Annotated in this window: 19 protein-coding genes; all 19 read left to right on the plus strand. The window is 45.3% G+C overall.

Annotated features, from left to right (window positions below; all coding sequences use genetic code 11):
• Positions 1-267: 267 nt before the first annotated feature.
• The 19 genes from N477_RS09735 (at position 268) to N477_RS25625 (ending at position 15,144) form a co-directional block, all read left to right on the plus strand.
• Entirely contained in the window at positions 268-1,167 is a 900-nt protein-coding gene (locus tag N477_RS09735; protein ID WP_063362067.1) for a baseplate assembly protein, read from the plus strand.
• Positions 1,160-2,464, plus strand: a complete 1,305-nt coding sequence (locus N477_RS09740; RefSeq protein ID WP_063362066.1) for a phage tail protein I — start codon at positions 1,160-1,162, stop codon at positions 2,462-2,464. Before N477_RS09735 ends, N477_RS09740 begins: the two co-directional genes overlap by 8 nt.
• On the plus strand, positions 2,464-3,030 hold the full coding sequence (locus tag N477_RS09745) for a phage tail protein (RefSeq protein WP_063362065.1): 567 nt from the start codon (positions 2,464-2,466) through the stop codon (positions 3,028-3,030). Before N477_RS09740 ends, N477_RS09745 begins: the two co-directional genes overlap by 1 nt.
• A gap of 16 nt (positions 3,031-3,046) precedes the next feature.
• Positions 3,047-3,748 carry a hypothetical protein gene (locus N477_RS09750; RefSeq protein ID WP_063362064.1) on the plus strand — a complete coding sequence of 234 codons (702 nt, stop codon included), beginning with the start codon at positions 3,047-3,049 and terminating at the stop codon, positions 3,746-3,748.
• Positions 3,749-3,751: 3 nt separating this feature from the next.
• Positions 3,752-3,982 carry a tail fiber assembly protein gene (locus tag N477_RS09755; RefSeq protein WP_063362063.1) on the plus strand — a complete coding sequence of 77 codons (231 nt, stop codon included), beginning with the start codon at positions 3,752-3,754 and terminating at the stop codon, positions 3,980-3,982.
• Positions 3,983-4,001: 19 nt separating this feature from the next.
• Positions 4,002-4,778 carry a hypothetical protein gene (locus N477_RS09760; RefSeq protein WP_063362062.1) on the plus strand — a complete coding sequence of 259 codons (777 nt, stop codon included), beginning with the start codon at positions 4,002-4,004 and terminating at the stop codon, positions 4,776-4,778.
• A 2-nt stretch (positions 4,779-4,780) separates the two neighbouring features.
• On the plus strand, positions 4,781-5,008 hold the full coding sequence (locus N477_RS09765) for a phage tail assembly chaperone (protein WP_063362061.1): 228 nt from the start codon (positions 4,781-4,783) through the stop codon (positions 5,006-5,008).
• Positions 5,009-5,102: 94 nt separating this feature from the next.
• Positions 5,103-5,675, plus strand: coding sequence for a hypothetical protein (locus N477_RS09770; protein ID WP_039608574.1), 573 nt, complete (start codon positions 5,103-5,105; stop codon positions 5,673-5,675).
• Positions 5,676-5,683: 8 nt separating this feature from the next.
• Positions 5,684-6,514 (plus strand): phage baseplate assembly protein V, encoded by an 831-nt coding sequence (locus tag N477_RS09775; RefSeq protein ID WP_063362060.1) that lies wholly within the window; start codon positions 5,684-5,686, stop codon positions 6,512-6,514.
• A 3-nt stretch (positions 6,515-6,517) separates the two neighbouring features.
• Positions 6,518-6,820: a PAAR domain-containing protein gene (locus N477_RS09780; protein WP_063362059.1), complete on the plus strand. Its 303-nt coding sequence runs from the start codon at positions 6,518-6,520 to the stop codon at positions 6,818-6,820.
• Positions 6,820-7,155, plus strand: coding sequence for a GPW/gp25 family protein (locus N477_RS09785; RefSeq protein WP_063362058.1), 336 nt, complete (start codon positions 6,820-6,822; stop codon positions 7,153-7,155). Before N477_RS09780 ends, N477_RS09785 begins: the two co-directional genes overlap by 1 nt.
• Positions 7,156-7,323: 168 nt before the next feature.
• Entirely contained in the window at positions 7,324-8,487 is a 1,164-nt protein-coding gene (locus tag N477_RS09790) for a phage tail sheath subtilisin-like domain-containing protein (protein WP_063362057.1), read from the plus strand.
• Positions 8,487-9,002, plus strand: a complete 516-nt coding sequence (locus N477_RS09795; protein WP_023397066.1) for a phage major tail tube protein — start codon at positions 8,487-8,489, stop codon at positions 9,000-9,002. The genes N477_RS09790 and N477_RS09795 overlap by 1 nt, the downstream gene beginning before the upstream one ends.
• A gap of 3 nt (positions 9,003-9,005) precedes the next feature.
• Positions 9,006-9,263, plus strand: a complete 258-nt coding sequence (locus N477_RS09800; RefSeq protein ID WP_039608579.1) for a phage tail assembly protein — start codon at positions 9,006-9,008, stop codon at positions 9,261-9,263.
• A 5-nt stretch (positions 9,264-9,268) separates the two neighbouring features.
• Entirely contained in the window at positions 9,269-9,394 is a 126-nt protein-coding gene (locus N477_RS26590) for a hypothetical protein (protein WP_256370531.1), read from the plus strand.
• 146 nt (positions 9,395-9,540) lie between these two features.
• On the plus strand, positions 9,541-13,425 hold the full coding sequence (locus N477_RS09805; RefSeq protein WP_063362056.1) for a hypothetical protein: 3,885 nt from the start codon (positions 9,541-9,543) through the stop codon (positions 13,423-13,425).
• A 37-nt stretch (positions 13,426-13,462) separates the two neighbouring features.
• The gene (locus N477_RS09810) at positions 13,463-13,915 is read left to right on the plus strand and encodes a phage tail protein (protein ID WP_063362055.1); all 453 of its coding nucleotides are present in this window, start codon (positions 13,463-13,465) and stop codon (positions 13,913-13,915) included.
• On the plus strand, positions 13,915-14,127 hold the full coding sequence (locus N477_RS09815) for a tail protein X (protein ID WP_039608581.1): 213 nt from the start codon (positions 13,915-13,917) through the stop codon (positions 14,125-14,127). The genes N477_RS09810 and N477_RS09815 overlap by 1 nt, the downstream gene beginning before the upstream one ends.
• A 6-nt stretch (positions 14,128-14,133) precedes the next feature.
• Complete coding sequence (locus N477_RS25625) at positions 14,134-15,144, plus strand: phage late control D family protein (RefSeq protein WP_081216468.1); 1,011 nt, start codon at positions 14,134-14,136, stop codon at positions 15,142-15,144.
• The last annotated feature ends 124 nt before the right edge of the window (positions 15,145-15,268 follow it).

Raw genomic sequence — 15,268 nt, forward strand, 5'->3', positions numbered from 1 at the left:
AGCTTAAACAGCTTAAGATTCACATCTAGCTGAAAAAAGACCTAACAGTTTCAACGCCATGTCGCTTTTTTATTTCGATAAATCAGCACCTGGCGTTTTTTGTATAAAGCACAAATTTAGCGGTTTTAAGGCGGTCATAAATGACCTGTCTCAACCTCTTAAAATCAGTAAAATGACCTTAAGCTTGAAAGAGCTTTACACAGTTATCCCATGAATCAAAACCCGTACTTAAATGAGTGCGGGTTTTTTATTTTAGATAGGAAGATTATGAGTGGCTTTACTAAATTAGACTTATCGAAAGTCCCTGTTCCAGACGTTATTGCAACGCTTGATTATGAACAAGAGTATGAGCAACTCAAAGCCCAGTTTTTATTGCAAAACCCACAGTATCAAGCGGCTTTATCTCTAGAAAGTGACCCTGTTGCTTTGCTGTTGCAAACTTTAGCGTATCAACAAGTATTACAAAAACAAAAGCTCAATGATGCAGTAAAGGGCACTATGTTGGCCTCAGCACAAGGGCATGATTTAGATGCCATTGCAGCAAGGTATAACTTAGCACGCAACACCTCGCCAGCTGAATCTGATGCTGATTTTAGGCAGCGCATTCAATTGGCATTTGATGGCCTTAATACGGCCGGCAGTCGTGAGTCTTACATTTATCACTCAATGTCGTGCGATCCGCAGATAAAAGATGTTGCAGTACTCAGTCCAGCTCCTTGTGATATTGAACTGACCATTTTGAGTCACCTTGATACCGGCCAGCCGAATGACGGGTTAATTGATAAGGTGAAGGACTACTTTTCTGCACAAGACAATGAGCAAGTAGGTATCGACAAAGTGGCATCGAAAGTACGCCCATTAGGGGATAGAGTGACGGTGCATAAGGCACAAGTAAAACCATTTTCGGTGAAAGCGGAGCTCTCTATTTTGCATGGTCCATCCGGCAGTGCGCTTGTTGCCGCGGCTGAGCAAGCAGTACAAGCGTATTGTGATTCACGGCATTATCTTGGTAAAAAAGTCACGCGGGCGGGTATTTATGCTGCGCTGCACCAATCGGGGGTGGAGGACGTGACCTTACTGAGTCCAGTTGACGATATTGTTTGTCAGGCGACTGAAGCACCTTATTGCGAGTCTATTTCGATATTGATGGAAAATGTCTATGGATAAACTGATCCCAACCAATGCCAGTGAGCTGGTAAAGATACTCAGTCGGCAATTTCCAGACAATCAAGCTGTTCGCAATCTATTGCTCTCTTTATTAGCGCTTTCAACTCGAAGTGATGCGCAATTAGTTTGGCTAGCAAAGCTTTGTGGCATGCAACCCAATACGGTATTAGCAAATCCAGATGTGTTATTGCAATGCAATACAAAGCAGTTGTTAGTGCTGGTGGATCACCCAGAGTTTTGTGATGCACAGCAGCTCGATGAATTTGCAAAGCAGCTTAATATTGAAAACTGGCAGTCCGATGAGGCTGATGCCCTAAAGCGTGCTCAAGTTAAATCAGCATGCGTGCTAAACGATAGTCGCTTGTTGCTTGCCAGTGTTTGGGACCCTTTTTTGTGCCCGGTAGCGCTGCTGCCTTGGTTAGCTTGGTCCGTATCTGTGGATGAGTGGGACGAGGCGTGGAGCGAAGCCTTAAAGCGCCAAGTGATTAATGACGCATTCGCCGTACACCAAGTGAAAGGCACGCCTTACGCGCTGCAAAAAGCGCTCGATAGTTTAAATATTAAAACCGAAATTAAAGAGTGGTGGCAAGGAGACAATTTAGAAGCGTTGTCCCGAGGCACTGTGCAAGTGTGGGCACTTATCAATAGTAATTTGGATGAGCAGCAGCAAGGAATGCTGACCCCCCAAATGTTAAAGCGAGTGCGCCGGATTATTGAAGCAGTTAAACGGGGCTCTATTCATGTGGATGTGCAGTTGGGGCTTTCTTACAACGAACGCTTAGGCGCAATTTGCGCCATGCCGTCAACTATTTTACAGCGTATGGATGCACCAATTGGCAGTGGTGTGAATCCCAATGAAGCAATGCAAAAAAACGCGGTATTTGGAGCAGCTCAAAGTAGAGGCGTCAAACACTTAGCTATTGCTGGTCAGGGGATTGTCCCCCCAAGAAGTACAGGTGGTGCAGGTTTTTTTGCTGTGAATGCAAGTTGTTCTGCTAGGCATTTAGCAATAGCAGGCCAGAGCGTCAAGCCGCCAAAACCTAGTGGGGCATATCATTCGTTTGGTGCAACTAATTCTCATACATTATGTAGTTGGCAAGTTGCGGGGAGCGGCATAAAACCAGGCAATAGTAAAGGCCTCTATGGGGTACTTGGCCTGTCTAAAACGAATCAATCGCACCATTTAAACATCTCAGGCCAAACTGTTTTACCTCCTCACAGCACTGGGAATGAGGGTTTATTCAGTGTTACGAGACAAATTATTTATCAACATTTTAACTTACAAGGAGCTGCTTAATGTCTGCATTAACGCTGCAGTTTACCCAAGTTGGCTTAGATGCTTTATTAGCAGCGAAAGCCAATGGTAAAAAAGCACAGATCAGCCATATGGCATTTGGTGACGCAAGTTATACGCCGTCGCAAACCCAAACAAGTCTGCGCAACCTTAAAGAACTTCAGCCAATTCGGGATGACAATTACGAAACAGATGAGAACCACCAAGTCACCGTGGTTGCACTGTTTGATAAAGCCATGTCAGCACCCGAATACGCCATTCGCGAAGTGGGTGTATTTATCCAAATCGATGAGCCCGTGGGCAGCGATGACAACTTAATTCTTTTAGGTGTGTACTCTGAGCCTAATCGAACATTAGGTTATAGAACCCCCGATGTAAAAATTCTACAAAGTGTGACGTTGAGCCTTGCTCAGTTGCCATCTGATAGCGTGGAGGTGAAGCCTGGCATCGATAACTTTAATGTATTACTTGATAACGAACTCGCAGATTTAACCTTGGTGCAGCTAGACACAATGCACCGACAATTAAAACAAGAACTACGATTACTCGCTTTAGAAAACGGGCAATAGGAATTAAGGAAGACTGATGTCAAACGAACATACAACCATCACAGAGAGCTTGGCAAAAGTAGCCACGCGGGCTAACGAGCTGTGCAATACCGTAGATGCGCAGATCAATAACATAAAAAATACATTAAAAGCAGAGCAGGATGCATTGCAAGCTAAAAAGACACAGTTTGATGCGCAAGCTGCTAGCTCGATTAGTCAGTATCAAGGAAAAATGGACGACTTTATTGAGTCGGGTGATAACCGTTACCAAAAAACACTGTCTAAAAGCGATTTCATTGTTCCTGTAGACCTAAAGCATTTAGACGACACAAAGTTTTACCCTGTGGCACTTCATCATTGCAAGATGTTGGATTTACGTATCGAACGATACGTGCATGACGATATTACTAGTGGCGGCATATTGGATTATTTTGTGCAGTTGCAAAACTGGTCCAATGGTGGCGACTTTACCTTTGCTAAGCAATTTCACCACTTTTACTCTCACCGAGCATTCGTTGGCAAAATAGCGGCTGCGTCAACACCGTATACATCTTCTGTTTGGCTACGCGGCGGCTGGTCTTATAAGTTTTACTTAAATGGTCAATACAGCAAAGGACCAGTAATTATTGAGTCAGAAACACAAGTGGTAGAACGTATTGCTAGCACAGATTATTTCTTGGCACCAATCACTGAAGTTCAGCCACATGTTGCAGCGAATAATTTTATTTTAGGAGTATAAAAGATGACGGAACATGAACTGTTTACAGCAAAGCAATGGTTAGAAATTAAAAATATTCGTAACTCCTTATTAAGAGAAACGGATTGGACACAGGTTAATGACCACCCATTTTCTGAGCAGGAATCGCTGCTAATTAAGGACTATCGTGCAGCGTTAAGAAATATTCCACAAGAGTTCAATAGCCCTGAAAGTGTAGTTTGGCCACAAAAACCAGACGTACTTAAAGCATCTTAGATTTGAATAAGAGATCATTATGTCGAGTAACAACTTAACTATCACAGAGCGTCTCACAAATGTCTCTGAGCGTGCGAACGAACTATGCGATACCGTTCAAAATCAAATGGGCCAAATTAATCATGCATTGGCATCAAAATCGGCTGAGCTTGATGCACAGTATGAAAGCTTTAAAGCTGGCATGGTTGAGAGCATTAATGGATTGAATGTCTACAAAGAAGGCTTAACCAAGCGTTTTTCTTTTAAACAGCACTTGTCAGCTGGAGGCTACACATCTGCCGCAGATGGCCCAGATGACGGTTATAAGTACTGCGCAGCGCCAAAAGACCCATACTACGTTAATTTGATAGAGTTTGATGCGCAGCACATTGGTAACTCTTTCGGCTCAAATGGCGATTCATTTAAATGTGACTTTTTAATGTCGCACAGAGGGATGGCGTCTTATTATGACCACTTGGTGATACATGGCGCGTCTTCTCATGATTGCGTTTCTGCGCGTATCGAAGTGAAGCACATTATGCATGATGTTGCATTGAAGTTATTTATTTCTGAACCTGGTGAAGCGCCTAGGTTTATTGATATTACTAAAGCTGATGTGGGCAAAACACTTACGGTATTTTTCAGGCGAATAAACAAAGGATATGGTAATGGTATTGCGCGTGTCTCTTTGTTTGTTGATACTCGACCGCACTGTGGTTCTGAGCGTGCATTCACCGCAACGTGTGAATATACCTCAGTGAATGGCCGCCCATGTGCTGAACGGGTTTCTCATAATCAGCCTTCTTGGGAGCAATAAGCATGGACTATGAAAACATAGTAACAGAGCCGCATGGTGAAGATGTTACCTGGGTTACGGTGAGATCCAAACGTGATAATTTGTTGGTAGAGTCAGATTTATTGGTATTACGCGCACTGGAAAATACGCAATCTGTGCCCACTGAGCTCAGTGATTATCGCCAAGCACTGCGTGATTTACCGACTCATTTTACAACGCCTTCAGAAGTCGTTTGGCCTACTTTGGGCTAATAGTTTTAAATTTGGGCATTTCGTCCATCTCGACTCGCCTTTTCCTTCGAGTCATAACCATCATAAGTCTTAACTTCAAAGAGTAAATAACCTCATGCAAAGATGTACCTTAATTAATAAGGTGCTTGAATGCTTATCATCTGGACTTCAAGGGGTGGCACATGTGGGGCTCTTAAAAGCCGCACAACCTTACCCAGATCTGACGCAGCAAGCCCAACTGACAGTCAAGCTGCTCGGCGAACGTCAAGCCAGTGAACTGCAGGCGAAAGGCGCCGACAAAGGCGTCACATATGGACCGTCGTATAACAAAAACCTCAGTCCAAACTCACTCGATAGACGAGTGTTGCAGTTACAGCTAGACATTGAGTTGGAAGATGCCGACAACGCACAGTTGCTGCAACGACTTGACCAGTTGATAACCCAGTGTGAGGCGCTTGTGATGGTGGACGAAATGCCCATCCATTGGCAGCACTTTATCGCCCAAAAAAGCGATATATCGTTTAGTCATCAAGTCAGCTCAACACTGGCAAAAGCGCAGCTTTACTGGGATTTTTATTATCAAGTGGAATACCCAGACGACCCACCTGGACCTGCCATTACCGAAGTGTATTTGGGGCCCAAAGGGGGAGAATATAAGCTGATCAATAAAGCACCTACCACAACTTAGGAGCGATTATGTTAGCAAATCAACAGCAGTCCGAACTGGCTGTCTCTGACATGCAGCATCGCTTTGCCAAATTGATTTCAATCGGCACGGTTGAAGAAGTTGACTTTGATTTGGCGAGGGTCAAAGTGCGGATCGGTGAGTGGTTGACCGCAAAATTACCTTGGCTGACCAATCAAGCTGCCCAAGACATGACATGGCAAGCCCCAGAAGTGGGTGAGCAAGTATTAGTACTCGCTCCCAGTGGAGATATGGCACAAGGCATTGTATTGGGGAGTTTGTATGCCAATGGTCATGAGCAACCGCATTTCAAAATGAACCATGTGGTGGATGCGACCAGTGCAACTGGTGATGAGTTAGTACAAAGCCTAAGTGCTGTACCAACGGAGTCCCGTGAGCATGTCCAGCGTACTCACTATCAAGATGGTGCTATTGTTCAATATGATCGAGAAAAACATGCCTACGATATTTTTGTGCCAGAATCTCAAGGTGATAACCCTGCCCAAATAAATATCTTTTCCGGTGGCGAAGTGAATATTGAGTGTAAGCAAAATGCCAACGTGTTGGTGCATGGTGAAACCGACATTAATGGTAAGAAAAATATCTCAATTACCGCAACTGAAGCGCTAAATTTGACAGGGAAATCCGTCAATATTACCTCTAAAGAGGAAGGAACCAATGTGATTGCAGAGCAAGGCGATATGTTTATACAGACCAAGCAAGGCGCAATGACATTAGACTCAACAGCCGATACCACCATTAAAACCGCTGCTGCAATGACAGTCAAAGCTGGTGGGGTAATGAAGCTAGACGGTTCAGCAATCAAAGCACAGGAGGGCTAGCATATGCCTGCTATTTCAGTTGATGGTGCTATCACAGATATTCACGGTGGGTATGCCCCCGGCGTGATTTCTGCTTCAGGTCCCAAGTTTACAGTGGGTGGTATTGATGTACTTCGTGAAGGAGACAGTGTCAGTGTGCACGTTTATATGCCAGACCCAAAAGTTAACCACTCAGGAAAGGTTGTGCAAGCGGGCGCCCCCAATTTTACCATAGGCGGCAAAGCGGTTGCTAGGTTAGGGGACCCAACAAACTGTGGCGGTAAAATTGCGATTGGTGTGGGCAGCTTCACGGTAGGAGATAAATGATGATTGGAATGAACGCGCAAACGGGTAAGCCGTTAGGTGGCGTTGAGCATTTAAAGCAAAGTATTCGCGACATTGTGACAACGCCGCTCGGTAGTCGAGTTATGCGTCGTGATTATGGCTGTGGGTTATTTGAACTCGTCGATAGACCGTTTTCTCACAACCTAGTTGGTGATATTACCATGTCGATTGCCAATGCATTAGATAGGTGGGAGCCACGCTTTCGACTTGAAGGTGTGTCGGTGCATCCTGCAGGTCAGGGCCAAGTCGATATTACCATTGAAGGTCTTTACCTTATTAACAATGAGCCGGTGACGATAGAAGGGATCTTGCTCTAATTTATATTGGTTGGCATATCAGTCAACTTTTCACACTTAACTTCATTCTGTACTGATTGGTACAGATAAAAAATTAATCAACTTAAGCCATGCGACTGACTTGAATTTTCAAGCTCGGTCACATGGCTTTTTTATTAGCTAATTGACATACCTTTAAAGGAGATATCTATGTCGCAATTTCTACACGGTGTAGAAGTCATCGAGGCGCAGTCTGGTACGCGCCCAATTAAAACAGTAAAAAGCTCAGTAATCGGTCTGATTGGTACTGCTCCACAAGCAAATACTGAAAAGTTCCCTCTTAACACACCGGTTTTAATTGCTGGTAAACGTGCGGAAGCTGCGTTGTTAGGTGAGCAAGGCACATTGCCTGCTGCGATTGATGGTGTATTTGATCAAGCCGGTGCGGTTGTGGTTGTTGTTCGTGTCGACGGCGATGATGACAATGCAGTCATGACTAACATTCAAGGCGGTGTTGCTGCTGATGGCAGTTATGAAGGTGCATACGCTTTCTTAGGTGCTGAGTCTGTATTAGGTGTTACACCTCGTATTCTAGTTGCTCCAGGTTTTACTCATCAGCGTCCATCTGGCGCAGCTAACCCTGTTGTTGCAGAGCTAGTTGGTATTGCAGAGCGTCTTCGCGCTGTGATCATTGCGGATGGTCCAAATACAAATGATGCCGATGCGATCGCATATCGTGGTGATTGCTCATCTCGTCGTGTGTTTGTGGTTGACCCTCAGGTGAAAGTATTCAAAGAAGGTGCCGTTGTAAATGAGCCTGCAAGTGCTCGTGTTGCGGGTATGATTGCTAAATCTGACAATGACCGTGGATTCTGGTGGAGCCCAAGTAACACGGCTATGAACGGTATTGTAGGTACTGCACGTCCAGTAGACTTCCAGCTTGGTGATAAGAATGCGCGTGCAAACTTATTAAATGAAAAAGAAGTATCTACAATCATTCGCCAAAACGGTTTCAAACTATGGGGTAACCGTACTTGTGCGACAGACCCTAAGTGGGCTTTCCTATCAGTTGTTCGTACAGCGGATATGATTAACGACTCGCTACTTCGTGCACATATGTGGGCTGTTGACCGCAACATCACGTCAACTTACATCAAAGATGTGACAGAAAGCGTTCAAGCTTACCTTGATAGCTTAAAAGCGCAAGGCGCTATCCTAGGTGGTCAAATCTGGGCTGATGAAGACCTTAACACGCCTGAAAATATTCAAGCGGGTAAAGTGTACTTCAGCTTTGATTTCACTCCGCCAACACCTGCTGAGCACATCACGTTCAAGAGCATCTTAACTAACAACTACCTAGAGGAAATCGTATAATGGCAATGTCTCCTAAAATCCTAAAGAAATCAAAGCTGTTTGTAGATGGTAAGGGTTACCTTGGCATTGCGGACGAAATCTCGCTTCCTAAAGTCACAGTTAAAACACGTGAAGTGACTTCAGGTTTCCAAGCGCCAATCGAGCTAGATGTAGGTCAACTTGAAAAGCTTGAAGGTTCAATCACGTTACTAGAGTACAACGCAGATGTACTTAAGCTTCTTGGTGATTGGGGCGGTACTGGCAGAACAATCAATCTGACTGCACGTGGCGCTATTCAAAAGCAAGGCGCTGCACCAGAGCCTGTCGTTGTCACATTACATGGCTTCTTCAAAGAAGTAGACATGGGTAGCTGGAAAGACGGCGAAGAAGCGAAAATGACGCTGCAATACGCTGTTCAAAAGTACAAGTTAGAAGTGAACAACGAAGTTATCTACAACATTGACCTGTACAACGATATTCGCGAAATCGCGGGTGTTGATCACATGGCTAACCTACGCAAGACTATCGGAGCTTAATCTATGACTGAAATCATTAAACTGACTTTCCCTGTTACGGTCGATGGGCATGAGTATGCAGAACTAAAAATGAGACGACCTAAAGTGCGCGATCGGTTAATGGTTGATAAAGCGGATATTAGCGAATCTGAAAGTGAAATCCGTTACTTCTCACATTTGTGTGAAGTGTCTCCAGATATCATCGAAGAGCTAGATTGGAGCGACTTTGTTAAGTTACGCGAGGCGCTCCAGGCTTTTCTCGTATCCCGCCCAAGCGTCTAAAAGCAATGGTGATTGCCCTGGCTAAGTACACAGGGTGGGGCTTGCAAGAACTCAACGGGCTGACTGAAGACGAACTCATCGAGTGGTTTGAAGCAGCGGTTGATTATAAAGAAGCAACAGAGGCGGGGTAACCCGCCTTTTTTTCACCAGCGCAAGTTTGATAGCTCAAGGACTTAAGCGCAGTTTTAGGGTCTTGAGCTATCAACCTTGGCACAGTGCCGTTCGTTGCGCTGTGCAATCCACACATTCCCGCTTATTTCTCTTCCTAGGTATGATTATGAAACATCAAGGATTGTCTGCAAAAGACCGTTCAAAGAACAAAGTAAAGTACCGCCTACCTAAGCAGGATCAGGTTGATCCAAATGTTCAATTAGGCAGTTTGCTTGCTAATTTGGTTAAAGCTAAAAAGCCATTAGATACCAGCGCATTAGAGGCTGTGATAGGGCAATTAGCCAATGTTAATGTCAATGAATTACTGGGCAATACCAGTCAGGTAATCTCAACCCATTTGACGCAATTTTCCAGCGCACAAGCAAAGTCAAATAATGCGGTTACGCACAGTGCACAGATGCTGCAAGGGGCTCAAGATGAGCAACAAGCAGAGACACTGAAAGCGCAAGTGGATGCCAAAATTGGTGATGGCACAGGTTTGAGCGGTGCCATTAAATCACTGGCAGAGCAAGTATCAGCGTTAGATTTTCAGCAATTACAAACAGCAGCAAGCAATGAGCTTGCACAGCTGCAGGCTGCACTGCCACAGCTTTATGATGGCTTACCTATTAACGCATTGAGTGAGTCTTTAGCCACGGCAACCGCGCAAGTGCAAAATACGGATGCGCAAAATACTTTAGATTTGCAGCTTGATGCATTGCGCCAAGCTGCACCCGTTATGGTTGATGCACTGGGTATTGCGCAAATGGGTAGCGATATCATCAGTGCCACGCAGGGCATTGCACAAGGTACCAGTAGTGCGACCTTCAACGAAGATTTAAATACGTTGATCCAAAATGCTCCCCAGGTGCTTGAAACGTTTGGCTTTGATAAAGCCAGTGATGTGGTTAAGCAAACGTTGCCTGCCATCTCTTCGGTTAATTTTAAAGAGGTATTTGAGGGCGATATAACAAGCTTAGCAAGTGCAGCGCCTGAGCTGTTGAATGCGTTTGACTTATCAGAAGCAGCTAAAACACTCGAAGGCGCATTGCCTGTTGTTGAAGCGCTTAATGTTAAAGAGCTACTCAATGGTGACTTATCTAGCTTAGTTGATGCGGCACCTGAAGTGCTCAATGCATTGGATATGTCCAGTGCCGCGCAAACTTTAGAGCAGGCATTGCCAGCGCTTGAGCAAGTCGATATCGCGGCGGTGATGCAAGGTGATTTAAGTACGCTGCAAAGTGCGGCGCCTGAATTACTCAAAGCGGTTGATTTATCTGCGGCGACGCAATCTTTAGCACAGCATATTCCGGCCTTGTCTCAGTTGGACTTGGCAAGCGTTATCGACGGCGACTTAAGTCAAGTTGTGAGCATTGCGCCTGAATTATTAAAGTCAGCTGGCTTTGAGCAGGTCTCAAACACGCTCAGTGCAGCCATGCCTGCATTACAGCAGCTTGACTTAAAAGGCATTGCCAGTGGTGATGTTTCAAGCTTGATGTCAGCGGCGCCTGATTTGTTGGCCTCGGTTGGTTTGAATGAAGCATCCGAAACACTCGGAGCGGCTTTACCTGCGTTACAGCAGCTCGATTTAAAAGGCATTGCCAGTGGTGATGTTTCAAGCTTGATGTCAGCGGCGCCCGATTTATTGGCCTCGGTTGGTTTGAATGAAGCATCCGAAACACTCGGAGCAGCTCTACCTGCGCTACAACAGCTTGATTTAAAAGGTATTGCTAGTGGTGATGTTTCAAGCTTGATGTCAGCGGCGCCCGATTTATTGGCCTCAGTTGGTTTGAATGAAGCATCCGAGACTTTAGGTGCAGCGCTGCCTGCGCTACAGCAGCTTGACTTAAAAGGCATTGCCAGTGGTGATGTTTCAAGTTTGATGTCAGCAGCGCCTGATTTGCTAGCCTCGGTTGGTTTGAATGAGGTATCCGAGACACTCGGAGCGGCTTTACCTGCGCTACAGCAGCTTGATTTAAAAGGCATTGCCAGTGGTGATGTTTCAAGTTTGATGTCAGCGGCACCAGGCTTGTTAAAAGCTGCTGGGCTAGATGAAGCGTCCGAAACGTTAGGTGCAGCATTGCCTGCGCTACAACAGCTTGATTTGAAAGGCATTGCCAGTGGTGATGTTTCAAGCTTGATGTCAGCAGCGCCAGGTTTATTAAAGGCGGTAGGTTTAGATGAGATCGGTGCAACGTTAGATGCGGCGCTACCAGCTTTACAAAAGCTAGACACTAAGGCGATTTTGGAGGGTGATTTAAGCTCATTGATGCAGCAAGCACCGCAACTGCTTAATGCATTTGGGCTGCAAGATGCAGCAAGTTTATTCACAAAGCACTCTGCGCTGATTGAGAAGCTCGATTTCAAAGGTATTTTAAATGGCGACCTATCGTCATTGACTGGCGCTGTTCCCGATTTATTAGCTGAGTTTGGTCTCGGCGAGCTAGGTCTTGAATCACTATTTGAAGGTGATGGAGAGGAAGGGGAACAGTCTAAAAAGTCGAAGAAGAAATCGAAGAAGAGCTCCAAAAAACAGCGTAAAAAGAAATCCAAGCGAGATAAAAAGAGTAAGCAAAGTAAGACCTCGGACGTTGATAACGATGCTGCTGATAACGGCAAAGAAACGAAGCTAAATCAGACGCCTGAGAAAAAGCAGGATAAGCGTAAAAAGCGCTCCAAGCCTGTATTGAAAATTTTGGACGGTGGCAAAGCAAAACCGGCAGATCAGCAACTCCAAGACAGTAAAACAGAGTCCGTTAAGCAGCACGATAAAGATAAGCAATCTAAACAGCAATCGACTAACCAGTCAAAACCTGGAAAGTCATCTAAAGCGCCTAAGGCTGCTAATGACGCAATTTTCTCGAAGTTGGGTAAGTTTTTCAGCCAAAAAGGCGGTGGCATAGCGAACTTTGCGAAAAATAGCTTAAAAAGTGTTGGTCGGTTAAATGCAGCTGCAACAGTTGCAATGAGTGGCTTTGATGCATACTCCGCTTTGACCGATGACTCTTTAAGTAAGCGTGAAAAAACCAGTGCTGTAGGTGGCGCTATTGGTTCTGCTGGCGGTGCCTTGGCTGGCGCTGCTGCGGGGGCTGCGATTGGATCCGTGGTACCTGTTGTTGGTACAGCGATCGGTGGCATTATTGGTGGTGCTATCGGTGCATTTGGCGGTGAATCTCTTGGCTCCTCTCTCGGTGATACATTGGGCGGTTGGCTCTTCGAAGATGACCCTAAAGAGGAAGCAGCCAAAGCAGATGAGTCTGTCCCAGTATCAAACACTTTGGCACAAAACCAAGCTGACACCGAGTTTAAAGAGCCAGTAGCAAAAACCTCAGACAATACGTCGCAGCCTGCGAATTCTCCTTTGCAATTTGTCAAAGACAATGTCATCAATGAAGCTAACATGTTTACTGGCACTATGGCGGCGGTTGAGCAAGCTTCGGGTAAGCCAAATGGGAAGTGGAACAAGGCTTCTCAGCAAGGGCAAATGTTCGGACATGCATTAAATGGTCACACTATTTATCAAGCGGCGGTTAATGATGACTTATCAACAGAGGAAAAAGCACGCACAATCGGCGGTACTGCGACCGGTGCGGTGACTTCTGAGGTTGTATCTCACTTTGTTGGCATGGTGCCAAAATATGGCAAATTCCTAGGTCCAGTTGCCGGGTATCTAACGAATGCTGTGATGTCTCAAGTCGGAGGAGATTTCTTCGCTAACCTGTTTAGTGATGAAAAACCGCAACAGACTGACGCTGCTAAGACCAAACCCCCTTTATCAACGCCTGCACCTCAGGCCCTTGCTGAGTCGGGTGTATCAAACTCGCAAATCAGCAGTGATGTGCAAGCACAACATGTCGCTGGCAACATTACTGTGAATGCAAATATCACGGTGAATGCACAGTCTGAACAGCAAGCACATGAGATAGCACAGCAAGTGAAGCAAGTGCTAGATCAACAGCAGCAACAAGCGATGCGCGATTATCGTGCTCGATATTATAACGAAGTAGCTTAAGGGGAGTGCCCCTTAAGCTTTCATACGAGGACTTTCGATGGCAAAGATCAATCATGCCAATTACATGATGCAGCTGGGCGAATATAAGTTTTCTGTCAGTACAGCGGCGTTTCAAAAATTACAGTTTAATACCGAATATCGCTGGAAAGACCTTGAGTCACAAACCGATAAAAATAGCCCGGTAAAGCAATTTATTGGGGTTGGTGAGCAAACTTTAGAGCTTGACGGAACTATCTTTCCGCAACTGGTTGAAAACGGCTTAAAGCAGCTTGACTTTATGCGAGAAGAGGCAACCAAAGGTGTACCTCTTACGCTGACATATGTAGAAGAAAGCGGTAAGTCTAGTCCGAGTGTGGGGCGAGTACTTGGCAAGTGGGTAATTAAATCAATCAACGAGACGCGCACGCTATTTTTGAATGACGGTATTCCAAGAGAGATCCAATTTAGCATGCGTCTGTCACGCTACGATGGTAATGAGGGAAATAAATAATGAGTGCAGTAAGTTACATTACACGAGATGGTGACTGTCTCGATTTGATTTGCTTTCGACATTATGGTCGCAGTTCAGGGATGGTAGAGCGTGTACTTGAAGCCAACTATGGCCTTGCCGACTTGGGACCTATTTACCCTGAAAATATTAAAATTGTCTTACCGGATGTACCTAAGCCAAAAGTACAACGTGAGATCAATATTTGGGAGTAATTGGCGATGGAGTTACAGCCACAATATTCAGTAAAAGCCAATGGTAATGAGGTTGCAGAAAAGCTACGCGATAGAATCGCTGAAGTCAGTGTGACGCTTCGCACTGGGCTGCTAAGTGACATGTGCGTGGTTAAATTCGACAACCTTGAAAAAGCGCCTATCACCTTACCAGAACCGACCGATAAGCTTGAAATCGCGATGGGCTACAAGCAAGGCACCGAAGACGGAAAAGCCCCAAGTGTTGTCCTTGGTGAGTTTGAAGTCGGTGAATATCAGATTGTGGGCCCAGTACGTGCGCTGGAGCTAGTGGGTAATAAAGTGTTTTGGGATCAGAACTTAAAAGCGGCTAAGCTAAAATCTTGGCCCAGCGATCCTGATAACCCATTGACGCTTGGTAGCCTGATCTCTGAGATTGCACAAGAATATGGACTCACCCCCCGTATCGCCCCAGCGCTTGATAGCATCACTTTGCCACACATTGAGCAAAGTGAGAGCGATATGCAGTTGATGAGCAAGCTCGCTGTTCAGCATGACGCGGTGATGAAAATCATCAATGACAACCTAGTGTTCATGAAAAAGGGCACTGGGCGATCATTGTCGGGACAACCTTTGCCGCAAGTAACCCTTGAGCCCAAATGGATTGTTGACTGGAAGTTCAATACATTGCATTACCGCTTAACCAAAGAAGTGGTTGCTAAATATCATGATTTGGATATCGCGCAGTTACAAACGGTTTCAGCAGGCGGTGGCTCACCTAGTTTGACTTTACCATATACCTACGCAGATGAAGCGAGTGCGCAACATGCCGCGGATAGTAAGCTGGCACAGCTTAATCGAGCACATGTGAGTGCGGATATGGTGGTGTATGGCAACCCAGATATTGTGGCGGGCGCTGTGGTTGAAGTACAAGGTACACAAAGCGCGCTTGATAAGTCTTGGTTTGTGAAAGAGGTTAGGCATGTCATCAATGGGTATGGCTTTTTGTCCTATTTGCAATGCGAAACTTTATCTGAATAACCTTTTTTAACCTCATTTATATTAAATATTTCATATCGCACTGCTGATCATGCGGTGCTTTTCCTTCCAAACCTCCTACCTCCAAGGCCATCTTACCGGTTTGCTCACGTGCATTGCTCTATGC

Source organism: Pseudoalteromonas luteoviolacea H33-S (genome assembly GCF_001625695.1).
Lineage (GTDB): Bacteria > Pseudomonadota > Gammaproteobacteria > Enterobacterales > Alteromonadaceae > Pseudoalteromonas > Pseudoalteromonas luteoviolacea_B.